General features: G+C 68.3%; 15 protein-coding genes and 1 pseudogene. 11 read left to right on the top strand and 5 right to left on the bottom strand.

Going from position 1 to position 17,575, the window contains the following annotated elements:
• A pseudogene (locus NM1_RS39385) lies at positions 1 to 283 on the bottom strand (TauD/TfdA family dioxygenase); the annotation flags it as partial.
• 281 nt (positions 284 to 564) lie between these two features.
• Here NM1_RS39385 and NM1_RS39380 point away from each other — a divergent pair.
• The 4 genes from NM1_RS39380 to NM1_RS43425 all read left to right on the top strand — a co-directional run bounded on the left by NM1_RS39380 (position 565) and on the right by NM1_RS43425 (position 6,001).
• Positions 565 to 2,067, top strand: a complete 1,503-nt coding sequence (locus NM1_RS39380) for an ABC transporter substrate-binding protein (protein ID WP_068032725.1) — start codon at positions 565 to 567, stop codon at positions 2,065 to 2,067.
• Positions 2,064 to 3,050, top strand: a complete 987-nt coding sequence (locus NM1_RS39375; RefSeq protein ID WP_246010869.1) for an ABC transporter permease — start codon at positions 2,064 to 2,066, stop codon at positions 3,048 to 3,050. Before NM1_RS39380 ends, NM1_RS39375 begins: the two co-directional genes overlap by 4 nt.
• A gap of 117 nt (positions 3,051 to 3,167) precedes the next feature.
• Positions 3,168 to 3,962, top strand: a complete 795-nt coding sequence (locus NM1_RS39370) for an ABC transporter permease subunit (RefSeq protein WP_068032723.1) — start codon at positions 3,168 to 3,170, stop codon at positions 3,960 to 3,962.
• Positions 3,959 to 6,001 (top strand): ABC transporter ATP-binding protein, encoded by a 2,043-nt coding sequence (locus NM1_RS43425; protein WP_246010870.1) that lies wholly within the window; start codon positions 3,959 to 3,961, stop codon positions 5,999 to 6,001. The genes NM1_RS39370 and NM1_RS43425 overlap by 4 nt, the downstream gene beginning before the upstream one ends.
• 222 nt (positions 6,002 to 6,223) lie before the next feature.
• On the opposite strand, the gene NM1_RS39360 is transcribed toward NM1_RS43425, so the two are convergent.
• Entirely contained in the window at positions 6,224 to 6,544 is a 321-nt protein-coding gene (locus tag NM1_RS39360; RefSeq protein WP_169814405.1) for a YciI family protein, read from the bottom strand.
• Between the two features lie 111 nt (positions 6,545 to 6,655).
• Here NM1_RS39360 and NM1_RS39355 point away from each other — a divergent pair, with 111 nt between their 5' ends.
• From NM1_RS39355 to NM1_RS39345, 3 genes are all read left to right on the top strand, one after another.
• Positions 6,656 to 7,603 carry a helix-turn-helix transcriptional regulator gene (locus NM1_RS39355; RefSeq protein WP_068032717.1) on the top strand — a complete coding sequence of 316 codons (948 nt, stop codon included), beginning with the start codon at positions 6,656 to 6,658 and terminating at the stop codon, positions 7,601 to 7,603.
• 268 nt (positions 7,604 to 7,871) lie between these two features.
• Positions 7,872 to 10,163, top strand: a complete 2,292-nt coding sequence (locus NM1_RS39350; protein ID WP_147288908.1) for an HNH endonuclease signature motif containing protein — start codon at positions 7,872 to 7,874, stop codon at positions 10,161 to 10,163.
• Between the two features lie 103 nt (positions 10,164 to 10,266).
• Positions 10,267 to 10,749 (top strand): hypothetical protein, encoded by a 483-nt coding sequence (locus NM1_RS39345; protein ID WP_147288909.1) that lies wholly within the window; start codon positions 10,267 to 10,269, stop codon positions 10,747 to 10,749.
• 95 nt (positions 10,750 to 10,844) lie between these two features.
• Here the strand turns inward: NM1_RS39345 and NM1_RS41755 are convergent, their stop codons facing one another.
• Positions 10,845 to 11,057 (bottom strand): DUF397 domain-containing protein, encoded by a 213-nt coding sequence (locus tag NM1_RS41755; protein WP_084520479.1) that lies wholly within the window; start codon positions 11,055 to 11,057, stop codon positions 10,845 to 10,847.
• Positions 11,054 to 11,953 (bottom strand): helix-turn-helix domain-containing protein, encoded by a 900-nt coding sequence (locus NM1_RS39340; RefSeq protein ID WP_068032710.1) that lies wholly within the window; start codon positions 11,951 to 11,953, stop codon positions 11,054 to 11,056. Before NM1_RS39340 ends, NM1_RS41755 begins: the two co-directional genes overlap by 4 nt.
• Before the next feature lie 501 nt (positions 11,954 to 12,454).
• On the opposite strand from NM1_RS39340, the gene NM1_RS39335 reads away from it, so the two are divergent.
• Positions 12,455 to 12,796, top strand: coding sequence for a hypothetical protein (locus NM1_RS39335; protein WP_246010872.1), 342 nt, complete (start codon positions 12,455 to 12,457; stop codon positions 12,794 to 12,796).
• 369 nt (positions 12,797 to 13,165) lie between these two features.
• Positions 13,166 to 13,897 (top strand): TetR/AcrR family transcriptional regulator, encoded by a 732-nt coding sequence (locus NM1_RS39330; protein WP_068032708.1) that lies wholly within the window; start codon positions 13,166 to 13,168, stop codon positions 13,895 to 13,897.
• Between the two features lie 168 nt (positions 13,898 to 14,065).
• On the opposite strand, the gene NM1_RS39325 is transcribed toward NM1_RS39330, so the two are convergent.
• Positions 14,066 to 15,055 (bottom strand): AurF N-oxygenase family protein, encoded by a 990-nt coding sequence (locus NM1_RS39325; RefSeq protein ID WP_068032706.1) that lies wholly within the window; start codon positions 15,053 to 15,055, stop codon positions 14,066 to 14,068.
• Between the two features lie 162 nt (positions 15,056 to 15,217).
• Here NM1_RS39325 and NM1_RS39320 point away from each other — a divergent pair, with 162 nt between their 5' ends.
• Together NM1_RS39320 and eno are read left to right on the top strand one after the other, a co-directional pair.
• Positions 15,218 to 15,973 carry a lytic transglycosylase domain-containing protein gene (locus NM1_RS39320; protein ID WP_169814404.1) on the top strand — a complete coding sequence of 252 codons (756 nt, stop codon included), beginning with the start codon at positions 15,218 to 15,220 and terminating at the stop codon, positions 15,971 to 15,973.
• A 143-nt stretch (positions 15,974 to 16,116) separates the two neighbouring features.
• Positions 16,117 to 17,406, top strand: coding sequence for a phosphopyruvate hydratase (gene eno / locus NM1_RS39315; protein WP_068032704.1), 1,290 nt, complete (start codon positions 16,117 to 16,119; stop codon positions 17,404 to 17,406).
• The last annotated feature ends 169 nt before the right edge of the window (positions 17,407 to 17,575 follow it).

Raw genomic sequence — 17,575 nt, 5'->3', positions numbered from 1 at the left:
GCGCGACGACCGCGGCGCCCGCGGCCGACTCCGGCGGACGCAGCACGGTGCGCACCGCTTCGGGTAAGTGAGCGGCGTGCGTGTCGACCAGCTCGATCAGCGCCGGATCGGTGAGGGTGACGGCGGCCCGCGCGGACAACCCCGGCATGGTGTCGATTGTGACGGCTATCTCGCGAGCCGTGTCGCGAACGGCCTGTGCGGCCGCCGCGGGCAGTTCACGGCGCTCGATCGCGTCCGGTTCGGTGGGTTGGTGTGTCTTACGTTCGCAGAGAACGTTTTTCACCAGGCATTCCCTTCTTCGCAACGGTGGTGAAGCAGGTGGTGAAGACTCGGTCTGCGAAATTAGTCCCTCGCGAGAACTTAAGCAAGGCTTACCTAAAGAGTGTCTACAAGAATAGCGAACCGGTATCGCCGAGAGCAATTAGCAGGGTAACTCGCCGCGCGTCGCGTCGGCGCGTCGGTCTGTCGGGGTCCGACATGGACGAATGCCCGGTCGCTGCCGCAGAATCATTAGGTTAGCCTTGGCTGCTCATAGCAGACTCGGATGAGGGACGAGGCCCCGCGATGACGATCATGAACCGCCGGCGGATTCTGGGCGCCGGACTCGGACTGGGTGCGGCGCTGGCGCTGGGCGCATGCGGCCGCGAATCCGGCGACACCGGAATCCTGCGCGTCGGCGCCCTGGGCAAAGTATCAGCACTGCAACGGGATCCGCACGCCAACCTGAGCAACGAGAGCGATTTCCTGATCGCGTCGCTGGTCTACGACCCGCTCACGGTCCCCGGCGCCGACCCGACCGTGCAGCCGCGGCTGGCGTCGGCCTGGTCGGCGGATCCGGATCAGCGGCGGTGGGTGTTCACCCTCGCCGAGGGGGCGAAATTCCACGACGGCAGCCCGGTCACCGCCGACGATGTGGTGTGGTCGCTGCGGCGGCTGCGCGAGATCGGCGGCGAGTCGAAGATGCCGGTCGCGCGGCCGGAGGACATCGCCGCCGACGGCCCGGGGCGGGTGGTGGTGTCGGCGGCCGCGCCGAATACCCAGATCCCCCTGCTGGTTCGGCTCATGACGTTCACGGTCAAGCAGGGCACCACCGACTTCTCCGCCGCGGTCGGCAGCGGGCCGTTCCGGCTGGAGTCCTACCGGCAGGGCAACGCGCGGCTGGTGCGCAACGACACCTGGCACGGGCCGCGGCCGCGGCTGGAGGCCATCGAGGTCACCATGTTCGACAGCGTCGACGCCATGTCGAACGCGGTGCTGGGCGGGCAGATCGATCTGGCGTCCAACGTCGGGGCCATCGCGGGGCGCACCGCCGCCGGGCGCGGTGATCTCCAGATGATCCGCCGCCCCGACGACACCGCGGTCGCGATCGCCATGCGCACCGCCGACGGGCCGTTCGCCGATCCGCGGGTGCGCACCGCGCTGCGCCTGGCGGCCGATCGCGACGCCCTGGTCGCCCAGGCGTTCTCGGGCTTCGGCACCGTCGCCAACGACATTCTCGGCACCGGAGATCCGCAGTACGCGAAGGACATTCCGCAGCGCCGCCGGGATCTGGACCGGGCGCGGGCGCTGCTGGCGGAGGCGCGGTTCGACACCGGCGCGACGTATCAGCTGTTCACCAAGGAGGAGGCGCCGGGCGAGGCGGAGTCGGCCAAGCTGTTCGCCACCCAGGCGCGCGAGATCGGCGTGAATCTCGAGGTCGTGGTGCAGGAGTCGGGCACCTTCTACGACCGCACCTGGTTGCACGCGCCGCTCTACACCGTCAACTGGGGGACCAACGATTCGGTGCTGTTCTACGCCTCGAAGCTGATGGTCTCGGGCAGCAACCGCAACGAAACCGCCTTCGCCGACCGGGAATTCGACGCCGCCACCGCCACGGCGTTGGGCTCGGCGGATCCGGCCGCCGATGCCAGGGCGGGCCGGACGGTGCAGCAGATCCAGCACGAGCGCGGCGGATATCTGGTGTGGGGCATGGCCGACGGCATCGATATCGCCTCCAGCCGGGTGCGTGATCTGCCGACGCTGGGCGGATTCGGGCGGGTCCAGCTGGAGCGGGTCTGGCTGACGTGAGTACCGTCAGCGAGCGCGTCATCGCCACCGATGCCGGTCGGCGCGGCGGCGTATGGGTCGCCGCCGCCGGTCTGGTGCTGCGCCGCCTCGCGCTGCTGTTCGCGCTGCTCACGCTGGTGTTCGCGGCGATCTCACTGCTGCCCGGCGATGCCTCGCGGGCGGCGCTGGACCGCGGTGCGACCCCGGAGGCGGTGGCCGCCAAGCGACACGAGCTGGGGTTGGACCGTCCACTGCCGCAACGCTTCTGGTCGTGGTTGAGCGGTGTGGTGACCGGTGATTTCGGCACCACGGTGCACGGCCGGTCGATCGCCGATCTGCTCGTGTCCTCGGCGCCCCAGACGCTGCTGCTGGGCGGTCTCGCGTTCGCGCTCACCGTGATCGCCTCGATCGGCCTCGGAATGTGGTGGGCGGCACGGCCTTCCGGGTGGGTGGCGCGGGTGCTGCAGCCCGCGACCGCGATGGTGGTCGCCCTGCCGGAGTTCGTGGTCGCGGCGGTGCTGATCATGATCTTCTCGTTCGTGGCGGGCTGGCTCCCCGCGGTGACGGTGGCGGGGAGGTCCGGATTTCCGGCCACCGCGGACATGCTGGTGCTGCCCGTCCTCGCGCTGGCGGTGCCGCAGACCGGCTGGAACACCCGCGTCATTCGCGGGGCCCTGGCCGACGCCGCCCGCGCTCCGCACGTGGAAAACGCCGAGCTGGAAGGCATTTCCCCGCGCCAGCTGATGGTGCGCCACGTCTTTCCGGTCGCGCTGCCCGCCATCGCCGCCTCCTACGCGACGACGGTCGGGATGCTGCTCGGCGGTGCGCTGGTGGTCGAGAGCCTGTTCAACTACCCCGGGTTGGGGGCATTGCTGGCAGGTTCGGTCGCCGACCGCGACACGGCACTGGCCGCGGCGACGGCGGCCGTGGCCGGGGCGACGATCATGTGCGTGCTGCTGGCCGCGGACGGCCTGCGCGCCTGGGCGATGCGGGGGCGGCGATGAACGCAGCGTTCATGCCGTCGGCGGCTGAAAGCGATCCCGGCCAAAAGCGTGCCGGGAATGTGAGTGTGAAGCGTGCCGGGGCGCGCGTGCCGCAGGGGCCGGGACGGGAGCGCGGCGATGACTAGAGCGCTGGTGGTTCGGGCGTTGCCCGCGCTGGTTGTGGTGGTCATGGCCGTGGTGGGGCCGTGGCTGGCGCCGCGGGATGTGGATGCCACCGTCGGAATTCCTTTTGCCGCACCGAGTTCGGAGGCGTTGCTGGGTGGGGATCGGCTCGGGCGGGACGTGTTCAGCGAGCTACTGCACGGGGGTTGGGGGCTGATCCTGCTCGCGGCGATCATCGCGGTGACGGTGACCGGGCTGGCGGCCGTGCTGGGATCGGTGGCCGCGTTGTGGCCGCGGCTGGGGGTGTTCATCGAGCGCGGGGCCGATCTGGCGATCCTGCTTCCGGCCGTGCTGGCGCTGTTGCTGGTGGTGGTGTCGTGGCCGCAGTCCGGTGCCCTCGGCGTGATGCTGGTGGCGATCGCCTTCGGAACCCCGTACTCCGCAAGGGTTTTCGCCGCGGCCGCCGCCGGGGTCGCGGCGACCGGGTACGTCGAGGCGGCTCGGCTCAGCGGGGAGTCCCCGGCCTTCCTGATCACGCGGGAGATGCTGCCCAATATGCGCGAGCTCTTGTTCACCCAGCTCGGCCTGCGTTTCGTGGAAGGGGTTTACATCGTGTCGACCGCGGCGTTCCTCGGGCTGCCCGCCGAACTCGGGCAGTCGAACTGGGCGGTCATGGTGCGGGAGAACGCCTCCGGGATCCTCTTGAATCCGTGGGCGGTGGTGGCGCCGAGCCTGGCCATCGGCGTCGTGGCGGTCAGCGCGAATCTGTTCGCGGCCGCGCTCGGTCGACGGGAGGTGAGCCGGACGTGATTGTGGTGGAAGATCTTTCGGTGACGGTAGCGGGCGGCGCCACGCTGCTAGAGCCGATCTCGCTGGAGGTGCCGGAGGGCGGCGTCACGGCATTGCGCGGACCGTCCGGGTGCGGCAAATCGACGCTGATGAGGGCGCTGCTCGGCCGGATCCCGGCGGGTGCCGCTGCGGCGGGCACGGTGCGGGTGGGCGGTCACGACGTGCTGGACCTGGATGCTGCCGCGCTGCGGCGATTCCGGCGGGAGCAGATCGCCTTCGTCGGCCAGGACCCCGGCGTCGCCCTGAACCCGACCATGCGGGTCCGGTCGCTGCTCGGTGAATTGGCCGATCACACACGGTCGTTGGAGGCGCTGTCGGCCGTCGAACTCCCCGAGTCGTACCTGCGGCGCCGTGCCGCCGAACTGTCCGGCGGCGAGCAACGCCGAATAGCCTTGGCCCGCGCGCTCGCCCGCCGCACCCCGGTGCTGGTGCTGGACGAACCGTTGGCGGGCCTGCACGGCCGCCTGCGCACCGCGGTGGTCCGGCTGCTGCGCCGCCTGTCCGACGACCACGGCACCACCGTCGTGATCTCCGGCCACAACACCGCCGCCCTGCACGAACTCACCGACCACCAGGTGATGGTCGGCGGAGAGCTGCTGTCCGCGATCGAATCTCGGTCGGAGAGCCACCGTCCGCGCGGGGTGCAGGCCAACGGCTCTGCAGACCGTGCTCCATACCCCGCGATGGGCGGATCCGACGACAGGACGGCCGCAGGCACGAACGGGCACACGGGGCACGCGCATGGTTCCGATGCGGATTTCACCGTGCCGGGCCGCGGCGGGTCGGAGTCCGAGGCAGTGCAACGGCCAGAGCCCGAGGGCCCGCAGCGCGTGGGGCCCGAGGCGGTGTCGCGTGCGACCGCAGCTGCCGATGGGCCTCGTCGGCTGCGAGGCGGTGAAAGCCTCACGGCCGCATCCGATCCGGAGCCGGACAGGGTGCCGCGGGGGACCGCCGGTGATCGGCCCGGAGAGCACGCAGACGACCCCGTGCGTGCGGAGGACGGGGATGGGGCAGGTCTGGGTGGTGTGCGCGCGGAGGGCGAGGGAGGCCTGGGTGCTGTGCGTGCCGAGGGCGAGGTGGGTCTGGGTGGTGTGCGTGCCGAGGGCGAGGTGGGTCTGGGTGGTGTGCGTGCCGAGGGCGAGGCAGATCTGGGTGGTGTGCGCGCGGAGGGTGAGGGAGGCCTGAGTGGTGTGCGTGGGGAGGGTGAGGCAGGTCTGAGTGCTATGCGTGCGGAGGACGGGGGCGAGGCGGACCCGGGTGCGGCGCATGAAATGAACGGGCGCGGGATCGAGGTTGGGGGCAATGGTGTTGATGGGCAAGTGCTTTCGGTGTCCGGCGTCGGGGTAACGATCGGTCGGCGGCACGTGCTCGCGGATATCGACCTCAGGTTGGGGCCGGGGGAGGCTCTGGCGGTGGCTGGGCCGTCTGGGGCGGGCAAGTCCACGCTTGCGCGGGCCGTGGTGGGGCTGCGGCGGCCGGTGGCGGGAACGGTGCGGGTCGACGGGCGGGTCGCGCTGGTTCCGCAGGACAGTATGGGCAGTCTGAATCCGCGTCGCACGGTGGCGCAGACCCTGTCTCGGCCGCTGCGGCGGCATCGGCGGGTGCCGAGATCGGAAATGGCCGAGTCGATCACGGATCTGCTACGCACCGTCGAATTGAATCCCGAACTGGCACAACGCTATCCGCACGAGCTGTCCGGCGGGCAGCGGCAGCGGGTGGCGCTGGCGCGTGCTCTGACCCTCGACCCGGCGGCGCTGGTCTGCGACGAGATCACCTCGGCGCTGGACCACGACACCGCCACGGCGATCATGACCCTGCTCGACCGGTTGCGCCGCGACCGCCAGCTGGCGCTGCTGGTGATCACCCACGATATGGACGTGGTGTCGCGCTACTGCACCCGCATGAGCGTCCTGGAGTCCGGCCGAATCGTAGAGTCCGGCCCGATTCCCGGCATCCTGACCGCCCCCACACACGATGCGACCCTCGCGCTGCTCGGCTGAAGAGTGCGGGGCTGAGGAGTGCGGGGGGCTGAAGAGTGCGCGGGCTGAAGAGTGCGCGGGCTGAAGAGTGCGGGGCCGCTGAAAAGCGCGGGCCGCGTTCATCGCATCGGGTGGAGAGTAGGACCGCCTCGGGCGTTCTGCCGGATCGAGGTGCTATTCGCAACATTGGCGGAGAGGTAGAGGTGCCCCGGGCGGGGACACCTCTACCTGGTGGGTCGGGGTTCAGTTGGGGGCGGCCATGTCCATGACCTGGTAGATGCCGACGGTGCCGCCGTTGGCCAGGTGGGGGTGCCCGGTCAGCAGTTTGTCGACCGCGTCGGCGTCGTCGGCCTCGATGATGGCGTACCCGGCGATGTGGTCCCCGCCCGCTTTCGGGTCCGATATCTCCTGGGTGGGGTTGCCCGGGTCGGTGAGCGCGGGCCCGGCGCCGGCGTCCCAGGCCAGCCATGCCTTCGCGAACGCCTGCGCTTGCTCGGGCGGGATGCTGGCGAACATCTCCTGCGGTGACATCGGCGACCGGTACAGAACCAGGAACTTCGACACGGCGATCATCCTTTCGTAGAGGCACTCACGTGCTGTGCTGCATCGAACGAGAACGAACACTACGAACGAGTAAGGACAGGTTCTGTCCTTACTTTCGGGCATTCTGATCACATGTTGGAGACTTCTGCCCGTTTGCTGCGACTGCTGTCGCTGCTGCAATCACGCCCCGAATGGCCGGGTCCGGAGCTGGCCGACCGACTCGATGTCACCGTTCGAACGATACGCCGGGACGTCGAAAGGCTTCGTGCGCTCGGATATCCGGTGCATTCGCTGCGCGGCAGCGCGGGCTATCGACTCGGCGCGGGGAGTGCGCTGCCGCCTCTGTTGCTCGACGACGAGGAAACCGTCGCTGTAGCTATCGGATTGCGGACGGTCAGTGGCGGAGGTGGGGTGACCGAGGCGGCCGGGCGGGCGCTGGCCAAGCTGAACCAGGTGCTGCCGTCGCGGCTGCGGCATCGCCTCGACACCGTGCAGCGCGCGGTCACCCGTGTCGACGCCACGGCATCACGCCTGGACTCCGACGTCCTGCTCGCCCTCACCGACGCGTGCCGGCGGCGGGAGCGGCTGCGGTTCGACTACACCGACAACACCGGCCGCGAGACCGTGCGGGACGTAGAACCACACGCCGTGGTCGGCCTGTTCCAGCACTGGTATCTCGTCGCCTTCGACACCGGGCCGAACGACTGGCGATCGTTCCGCATCGACCGTATCCGCCCGCGCACGCCCACTGGACCCCGCTTCACCACACGGACCCCGCCCGGTGGGGACTTCGCCACTTATCTGGCCGATCGCATGTCCGCCGGGGCATGGCCCTGGCAGGCCACCGTCACCCTGCACGGTCCCGCGTTCGAGGTCGCCGATCGGCTGTGGCCCGGCATGGGCATGCTGGAAGCCGTCGACGACCATCACTGTCTGCTGCACGTCGGCGGTGACTCGCCGACGTCGTTGGCGTGGATGATCACCTCGCTGGACACCGACTTCACCGTCACCGAGCCACCCGAACTCGCCGAAGCGCTCAGAACCCTCGCTTACCGCTGCCTCCAAGGGGTCGCCACTTGACCCGTCGCGCTCAATCAGCGGTCGAGTCGTACAGGTATCGGGCGGCCGACGTCAGCCACCAATTCAGCTGCCACATCTGAGCCGTACCCGGCACCCGTCGAGACACCCGGACCCGTCGGCCCGAGCGGAAATCAGGGTAGAGGCGGCATCTGAGGTTGCTGCCGAACCGCGCTGAGATCGGCTGTGGCGCAGTACACGTATCCGTGTGGACGGCTGTCGCGTCCTCGTCGCCGAGACAGGTTCGATCGGCCCCGTTGCGACGCCGATTGTGGCGGACGACGGCAGTTCGGCAGTCGCCGCTGTAAGGGGTGCGGGAATCGACTTTTGCGTGCGTAATGCGTTGTGCCCGTATAAAATCGAACATATGAACGAATTGTCCGTCTACGCTGACACCAGCGCCGAACTGGTGGATCGGCTCCGCGCCGCGCACCAGGCGCTGGCGGTGGCGCAGGCGGAGCGGATTCGTCTGGAGACGATGCTGTACCGGCGGCGGCGCTGCCAGGAATTGGAGTTGCGGGTCAATCCCGCCTTCGCCGGGCAATCCACGGCCACCGAGGTCGGCGTGATCCTGAAATCCTCTCAGCGGCAAGCGGACCGCGACATCGCCATCGGACTCGCCCTCGAACACGCGCTCCCGTGCACGCGAAAAATGTTCGGCGACGGGCGCATCGACTTGCCGAAGGTGCAGATCATCTGCGCCGAACTGCAGAACGTCGCTCCCGAGCTACTCGCCGTCCTGGAACCCCGGATCGCCGCCTACGCCGAAACGGTCGATCCGTCCCGGTTGAAGCGCACCATCCGCCGCTGGGTCTTGGAGGCCGACCCCGCCGGAGAAGTCAAGCGGCGCAAGCAGGCCGAGCACGATCGCTACGTACAGGTGACAGCGCACGACAACGGCACGGCCCTGGTCGATGCGGTTCTCCCCGCCGCCGGAGGCCAAACCCTGTACGAGCGCCTACGCGAGATGGCGAACACGCAGTGCTGCACGAACGACCCCCGCACCAGCGGGCAACGCCGCGCCGACGCTTTGGTCGCCCTGGCCGACGGCTCCGCGCGGCTGACCTGCCAGTGCGGCCGCCGCGCCTGCCCCCACGCCGATATCACCGCGGACGAGCCGCGCAGACCTCTGATCCAGGTCGGGGTATCAGCGGAGACCTTGGCCGGACTGCAGGACAACCCGGCCCTCCTCGCAGGCTTCGGAGCCGTCGACGCCGACCTGGCCCGCCAGATAGCCCGCCACGCCCGCTACCAGGTCTTCCCCGAACCCGAAGCCACCAGCCTGAACCAGCCCACCACCGTCATCGCCCCACCCGGATCGAACAGCACGACCACCGACCGACCAGGCGGGCATGCCGATGCCGCCCGCCGGGCCGACGAAAACGGGCCCGCCGCTGCCACCGCCGAGCCCGGGTCCGGTAGTAGGACAACGGATCGGCCGGGTGGGTGCGCCGATGCGGCCCGCCGGGTCGGCGAGAACGGGCCCGCCGCTGTCATCGTCGAGCCCGGGTCCGGTTGCAGGACAACGGACCGGCCGGGTGGGTGCGCCGATGCGGCCCGCCGGGTCGGCGAGAACGGGCCCGCCGCTGTCATCGCCGAGCCCGGGTCCAGTTGCAGGACAACGGATCGGCCGGGTGGGTACGCCGATACCGCCCGCCGGGCCGACGAAGTAGTCATTGCGTCCGGCACCGACATTGGTGCCACGCAGCGGCCGCGCAATGATGCCGGTGCTGATCGGTCAGGCACCGCTGCCGTTGATCATCGGCAACGTTCTTCCGGTCACACCACCTACGTTGGCTGGCAAGGCGGTCACCGCACGCACACCATTGACGCGGATAGCTCCCACGGGTATGAGCACCACACGCCCAGCACTCATGCCGATAGCTCGCGTGGGTATGAGCACCGTATGCAGGGCAGTCATGCCGAGAGCCAGCATGGCGATGATCACCAATCGTTGGCGGTTCCCGGCGCCGAGCAGGTTCGTGCGAAACCCGGTCAATTCGTGAGGCCCCCTGATCCGGGAACGGGTAAGACGGAGTCGCGGTATCGGCCCGGTGCTCGGCTGGCTGCTCTTGTCCGTGCTGTTGATGGTGGGTGTCGGGCGCCCGGGTGCGGGACTCCTGCCGTTGCCACCGATCTCGATCATCACGTTCCGTTCAATCATGCCGACCCGGCTCGCGGGGGTCGTACTACCGAGGCCAATCTCAGTTGTTGCTGCCGTCGTCACCACCGGTTGAAGACGCTCGCCGATAACGATGCCAATGGGTGGCGAACTCGTCAGTATCCCGGTCGCCGCCAGGAATGGCTCACGCCCACAGGCGAATCGGTGATCACTGAACCCGAAGGTGCCGATTATCTGTTCCCGCGTGAGCCTGTCGCGCCGGCAGGTGTCATCGATGTTCCCGTCCCCGGCAGGTATGCCCGCTCGCCGATAGACGGCAGCGATATCGAATCCGGACTCCGCGACTGGGTCCATGCTCACGTCCCGCCCGGCCGACGACGCCGACCGCGCCGCGTGCCAGAGGTGTTCGTGGCGAATTCGGATCTGCCGCCACCGTTCTGACGGCAATGCCACGTTCCGAGCGCGGCCAGGTCAGTTGCCTGTTCGGTTACGATTGCGAAATGGTGCCTGCTGACGTCGCCGGTTTCTGTGGGGGAGGGGCACATTGATCGAGATGATGCTGACAGTCCCCGAGGACTCGACGTCTGACGCGGTGCAGCTGGGGCGTTTCCTGCGGCGGTCCACCGGCGCCGAGTTCCTGGTGGAGTCTGGGGTCATGCACAGACGCAGCCTCGTTCCGGATGCCGAGACTGTGCGGGTAGTCGCCCGATCGGTCAGCTTGATCGCTCTCGCCGGCGGGCCGCTGGTCGCGGCGATCAAGATGCTCCCGGACTACGTCCGTGCGCGCCGGACCTCGATCAAAGTTGTTGTGTGGGACGGTAACGGCGATCAGAAGGTCGAGGTGGAACTCAGCTCGGTCAACGCCGAGGACGCGATGCGCGTCATCGAGCGAGCATTGAGCAGTGAACAGGGCAGTGTCACCGCCGCCAGTCCCGACGGTGACCGGGAAGATTCGAGCGGGCGCGAGCCAGGAGTGCGCCGCCGAGGTCCTGCGCAAAGCGACCCGAGCAGCATCGACGCCGATTGACCGTCCAGAACTCGGCGCTCGCGCCCACCGAACTCGAAACCTCCTGCTGCGGAAGCTAACCAGTGCGGATCATCCATCGGCTAGCGGACTGGTGGTCAAGCTCCGGGCCTGGTGAATTCGCCGTCACGCACGCCTGCGGTGAAGGCGTCCCATTCGCCCGGAGTGAAGACCAAGGCGGGGCCGGTTGGGTTCTTGGAGTCGCGGACGCCGACCATGCCCGCGTCGAGATGGGCAACCTCTACACAATCGCTGCCGCCTGCGCTTCGGCTGGACTTGAACCACTTCGCCCCGGTCAGATCTACATTCACTGCACATACTCCTTGGCTACCTGCCGTAGCAGATGCTTGCTGTCGGGCACTGCCAACGCTACCCCGTGGATCACGTTGAACGCCTTGCGATACCTCCGCACGCTGTCTGTTCGCTCCAGATACATGTCCCCCGGGTAGCTCTCGATGAAGACCACGGGCGGCTCGTGCGGGTAGCCCTTACTGTCCACTCCGAAGTCCAGGAGGGTGAAGGGGCCGGTCGCGATACCGAGCGGGAAGCCCACCGAGTTGGGCAGAATCCGAACCCGCACGTTTGCAGGCATGTCGGCAAGATGTCGGAGCTGCTTCGACATGACTACCGGGCCGCCGACGACACGGTGTAACACTCCCTCGTCCACCACCAGGTCGACCGAGAGAGGAGACACTTTGCGCATGATGAGGTGCTGTCGCTCGCGCCGGACACGAATGCGCCGCTCCAATTCGGGGACAGTGTCATCAGGGAAGTAGAGCGTATCGAGCGCTCTAGCGTAATCCGGTGTCTGGAACAGACCGGAGATCAGGTCAGGTCGGTAGATGCGTAGTTCTTCGGCTGCCGCCTCGAGACCCATATACAGGTTGAAGGTGTTTCTGATGATGTCGCCGTACTGATGCCACCAGTTGGGCACCTTCCCCTGCGCCGCAAGCGCTTTCAACGCGGACAGCATGTCGCGCTGCTCGTACAGTTCACACAGCGCTGCGAGATGGTCGTCGTGGATGACCGACGCCGTGCCGGTTTCGAGGCGCTGCAGGGTGCCGTCGCCGACGCCGATCGCCTTGGCCGCGTTGCGGATCGACAGGCCGTACCCCTGCCGCATATCGCGCAGGTAGCGGCCCAATTGCCGTCGCGGTACACCGATCGCCAGTTTCGTATTCGCCGGTCCGCCCTTGGTCTCGCTCATGTGTGGTTCCTCCGTCGGTCGTGGATCACGCAGAGTGCTGGTGGTGGATCACGGGAACCAAAATCTGTGGATCACAGAACGGACGCCTCTTGGATCATTTGCTGGGAGAACGCGAAAACCCCCATGGATTACTTATCGAATCATCCAGAAGTGCCCAGTGTGTGCTTCGATCCCCGTTGTGTACCCGGCTGCGCGGTCGACGTTCTCTCCGGTTCGGCGCTGCGAGTTGGCTACACCCTACACCCAGCATCGGCGACCAGGGGGTCAATCGATGGCCAATACAGATGGCATGCTGCCGCAACGCGATCCGGGCTTCTGGACAATTGATTTTGGTTTATCCATTCCGCCAGCGCTGAGACTGCGGTTTCCGAAAGTAGATGATGTCACGCGGGAACTCCTCGCTCGAACGCTTACCGGCCTGCGGGCGTGGAATCCCGAATCTTCCTGCCCGCGCGGTGGTGCGTCCCTCGCGGGCAGGGGGCCAATGTCTCCGGAGGAGCCGTGAGCTGGGCGGAGGTGTTCCGAGGTCCGGCGGCGATCAGCTACCTGGACAAGGACGTATCCGGATCGCGGCAGTCGGCCGACGAGGAACGAATACGTTCGCACGCGAAGCGTCTGGGATACAACCTGGTGAAGACGATAGCGTTCGGCAGCCGGACCGACCGGCCGATGCGGCGGCTGATCAATGTGGTCGAACGTCTGGGAGTCGAGACCGTCTTCGTTCCCAATCTGCATCATCTCGACGGCTCCGAAATTCCCCGGGAATTGCGCGATATAGCGACCGTCATCACGGTTGATCCGGAAAGTACGTATAAACGAAGGCGGCGAAGGGCGGTGTCTTGATGTCCGGAAAATATCCGTGGAGGGCGGTTCGGATGAACGGCGGGCCGGTAGCCTGGAGAAAACCTGAGCTTTTCGCGCGGTGGGCGATCGTGACTACCGGCGGCGGCTGCGGCAGCCACGATGGTCCGTGCCCGAATGGGGTATGGGGGCCGTACCACAGCCTCGCCGATGCGGAGTCGGCCGCGAAGTTCGTGACGGCGGTACACAATCCGCACGTGGTGCCGTACTGGTCGCGGGGTAACGGGGTCGAGGCCGGGCCATTATGAGTGGCGGGTACGCGGTCCGTGCTGAGGATGGCGGCGAGACTGCGACCGGCTTGCCGGGCACAGCAACATCGGAACGGCAGCAGGCGGCGCTTACACTCGATTGGTGTCGGGTGCAGCTACCTCATCGGTGCCGGTCGGGGGTCGGCAGGCGCGCTGGCAACCGCACAACGATGCGCGGCGGGTGCGCCTGGTGGAGGCGGCGATCGAACTGCTGGAGGAGAACCCGCCGGGTACGGGTCTCTCGGCGCAGCAGATCGCGGCGCGCGCAGGGTTGGCGAAATCCGTTCTGTACCGGCAGTTCTCCGGCCTGGAGGAGCTCGAGCGCCGGGTCCGGACCACGATCGGCGAACGGTTCACCGATGCGCTGGACGCCGCGCTGGACATCGGCGACGGGTCGATCGGGGAAATCCTGGCCCGCGCGGTCGCCGTGGTCGTGGACTGGATCGGCGATCACCCGCGTCAGCACGAATTCCTGCGCACCGGTCCCGCGGCGGGCGATCCGGAGGACCGGGATGCGCTGAGCGGCTTGATGATCCGCATTACGGCGCGAGGCGAGGGGCTGGTGTCCGGGCTGGCCGGTGCCGTCGGCGTGGCCGACCCGCCGGTCGTGGACACCATGACCTTCGCCATCGTCTCCATGGCCGAGGCGACCGTGACCCGGTGGGCGCACGAGCCCGATCCGACGTTGAGCCGGGCCGAGCTGATCTCCGAGGTCGCGAGCTATGCCTGGAGCATTCTGGACGGCGTGGCCCGCGCCCACGGCCTCACGCTGGACCGGGACCAGCCGCTGCTGCAGCTGATCGAGGCTCTGGCCGTCGCGCAGGACGGACAGTGATTCCGGCCAAAAGCGTGCCGGAAATCCGGAAATAAGGGTGGGGCGTGCCGGAAATCAGGGTGGGGCCGTGCCGGAATCAGGCGGGGGCGCGTCCGGACCATGGGTGCGGGCGCGCCGGGACCACGAGTGGGGGCGCGCCAGGACCATGGGCGAGGGCGCTGACTGGACTCACGCCGCCCGGCGCACGGGTTCGCTGCGGTAGCGGGACGTGGGTCCGTCGATATTCAATGCGCGCCACAGCATTCGAGCCGGTGCGGGCAGCAGCCCGAGATCGTCGGCCAGCTTGCGCACGTCGTCGAAGTAGCCCGACAGGATCCGCCGCGAGGCCGGTGCCCGCCAGAACGCCTCCTTGATGACCTCGCGCGGGATGTCGAAGCGCCGGGCGAACGAGCGCGGCGGCGCCATGATCTCCCCGGCCAGCCACCGCATCGCCAGCGGAAAGGCCAACGCGCACACCGCCTTCGCGGGCACGCCCATCTTGTCGATGTGGGCGTGCAGGTACTTGTGGGCGAACGAGATGTGCCGTGCCTCCTCGGCGACATGGATCTGCATGGTGCGCAACACCATCGGCGGCATTGCGCCGTCGGCGCGGATGACCGCCTTCTGATAACGGTCGATGGGCTCCTCGCCGCCGAGGATGCCGATGAACAGGATGACGTGGAAGTAGCCGCCCGCCACCCCGATCAGCGGCGAGAACAGCTTGAACGCGGGCCGCATCCCGGGCACGTCGACGCCGATCCGGTTCACCAGCTCCTGGAACATCTGGATGTGGTTGCACTCTTCGGTCATCTCGTGCAGGCAGTACCGGAACTCGGGCGACCCGTTGGGCAGCTTCATGATGTACTGCATCATTCCCCGGATCAGGATGCTCTCGAATGCGGCGCCGACCTTCACGACATTGGCGATGCGCCACATGCCGATCTCGATCTGCTGCTGCCGCGGCAGCTCCCGGTACCAGCGGGTCGCCCCGAGCGGGTCGATCTCCGGGTCGAGCACCCATCGCGGATCGTCCGGGTCGATCGCCAGCTCCGGACTGTCCCAATCGATGTCGAGGTAGGGATCGAAATGCCGGTGCACCGATCCTTCCGACAGGGTGGTCAGCGCCTCGCGGTATTCGGGGCCGAACGGGTCGGTGTGCATGGTGTCGGACAGCGTCATCGGTGCCTCCTGAACTCGAACTCACCGTCGAGAATACGTGGGACTCAGAGTCCCACACAACTGTCTTCCCGGATCGACACGTGATCGCGATCACGGAGGGTGCCGAATGTGGTGGTGCGCGTGGCGCAACCGCAGTGCCCCTGGGATCTGGATGATGGAGGGGTGCGTCCGAAAAAAGCCGGTGCTCGCGCCGTTTCCAAGGTCCGCGCCGGCGTGCTGGCGGTCGTCGCGGCGGCGGTCGTGCTGTCCGGATGCGGTGTGGGGGAGGACCTGCCGCCGATTCCCGAGGGAATTCCGCCGGGCGCGGGAACACCCGTCCCCGCGATCGATCTCGACGCGCCCGGGCGCACGGCCGTGCAGCTGCGCGGCTGGGCCGAGGAGCAGTCCGACGCCCTCGGCATCCCCGTGGTGGCGCTGGAGGCGTACGGATACGCCGCGGCCATCATGGCCCGCTCGCGCCCGGACTGCGGCATCGCCTGGACCACCCTCGCCGGAATCGCGCGGGTCGAGAGTAAGCACGGCAGTCACGGCAGTTCCCGCCTCGACGCCGACGGTCAGGTGAGCCCGCCGATCCGCGGCGTGCCGCTGGACGGATCCCCGGGCATCCAGCGGATAGTCGACGAGGCCGCGACCTCGGACCCCGCCGAGCCGGTCTACGTGCGCGCGATGGGCCCGTTCCAGTTCCTCCCCGAAACCTGGCAGCGCTGGGGCGCGGACGCCAACGGCGACGGCACCGCCGATCCGGACAATATCGATGACGCCGCCCTCACCGCCGCCCGCTACCTGTGCGCCAGCGGCGGGAACCTCACCACCCCCGAGGGCTGGCAGCAGGCGCTGTTCACCTACAACCGCTCCACCGCGTACATGAACAAGGTGCGCAACCACGCCGCCGCCTACAGCGTCGGCCGGAGGGCCTGAGTACGGGTAGTTGCCCGGTGGCATGTGGCCGGAATGAGGAAGCCCTCCTACGTTAGGCTCGCGTGTGCACGGGTTCGCCGTGCGACCTGCTCATGGACGGCGGTGGGCGGGACCGAGTCAGCAGCCGAAGGAGTGTCGTTTTCGTGGCCATCATCGAACAGGTCGGAGCGCGCGAGATCCTGGATTCGCGCGGCAACCCCACCGTCGAGGTCGAGATCGCTCTCGACGACGGCACCCTGACCAGGGCTGCCGTGCCGTCGGGCGCCTCCACGGGCGAGCACGAGGCCGTGGAGTTGCGCGACGGTGGTGAGCGCTACGGCGGCAAGGGTGTGCGCAAGGCCGTGGAGGGGGTCCTCGACGAGATCGCACCGGCCGTGATCGGCCTGGATGCCGTCGAGCAGCGCACCGTCGACCAGGTCCTGCTGGATCTGGACGGCACCCCCGACAAGTCCCGCCTGGGCGCGAACGCGCTGCTGGGCGTGTCGCTGGCGGTGGCCCGCGCGGCCGCCGAATCGTCGGGCCTGGAACTGTTCCGCTACCTCGGCGGTCCGAACGCGCACGTGCTGCCGGTGCCGATGATGAACATCCTCAACGGTGGTGCGCACGCCGACACCAGCGTCGACGTGCAGGAGTTCATGATCGCCCCGATCGGCGCGCCCACCTTCCGGGAGGCGCTGCGCTGGGGCGCGGAGGTCTATCACGCGCTCAAGGGCGAGCTGAAGAGCAAGGGCCTCAACACCGGCCTCGGCGACGAGGGCGGCTTCGCTCCCGATCTGCCGGGCGGCACCCGCGAGGCCCTGGACCTGATCGTGGCCTCCATCCAGAAGGCGGGCTACAAGGTGGGCACCGACGTGGCGCTGGCGCTGGACGTCGCGGCCACCGAGTTCTACACCGCCGGTAGCGGTTACAAGTTCGAGGGCAGTGTGCGCTCGGCCGAGGAGATGACCAAGTTCTACGGCGAGCTGCTGGCCGCCTACCCGCTGGTCTCCATCGAGGACCCGCTGGCCGAGGACGACTGGGACGGCTGGGTCGCGCTCACCGACCAGATCGGCGACAAGGTGCAGCTGGTCGGCGACGACCTGTTCGTCACCAACCCGGAGCGCCTCGAGGACGGCATCGAGAAGGGCGCCGCGAACGCGCTGCTGGTCAAGGTGAACCAGATCGGCACGCTCACCGAGACCCTGGACGCGGTCGAGCTGGCGCATCGCAACGGCTACAAGTCGATGATGAGCCACCGGTCCGGCGAGACCGAGGACACCACCATCGCCGACCTGGCGGTGGCCGTCGGCAGCGGCCAGATCAAGACCGGTGCCCCGGCCCGCAGCGAGCGCGTCGCCAAGTACAACCAGCTGCTGCGCATCGAGGATGCGCTGGGTGATTCGGCTCGCTACGCCGGGGACGTTGCGTTCCCCCGCTTTGAGTTCGAGGGATAGTACCGTCGGAGCTGTCGTGTTGCGGCGCCCGCGATCCGCGGGTGCCGCCACGAATTCAGCCGACTTTCGAGGTGTGAGATGACAGAGCGACGCGGGGCCGGTCCGGCAGGACGCGGGGACCGCCGCTCGTCGCGGGCCGCCGGATCGCGCACGCGGAAACCGGCCGCGG

The organism is Nocardia mexicana NBRC 108244, assembly GCF_001613165.1.
Taxonomy (GTDB): Bacteria; Actinomycetota; Actinomycetes; order Mycobacteriales; family Mycobacteriaceae; genus Nocardia; species Nocardia mexicana.
This window is presented reverse-complemented; position numbering and strand designations above follow the sequence as displayed.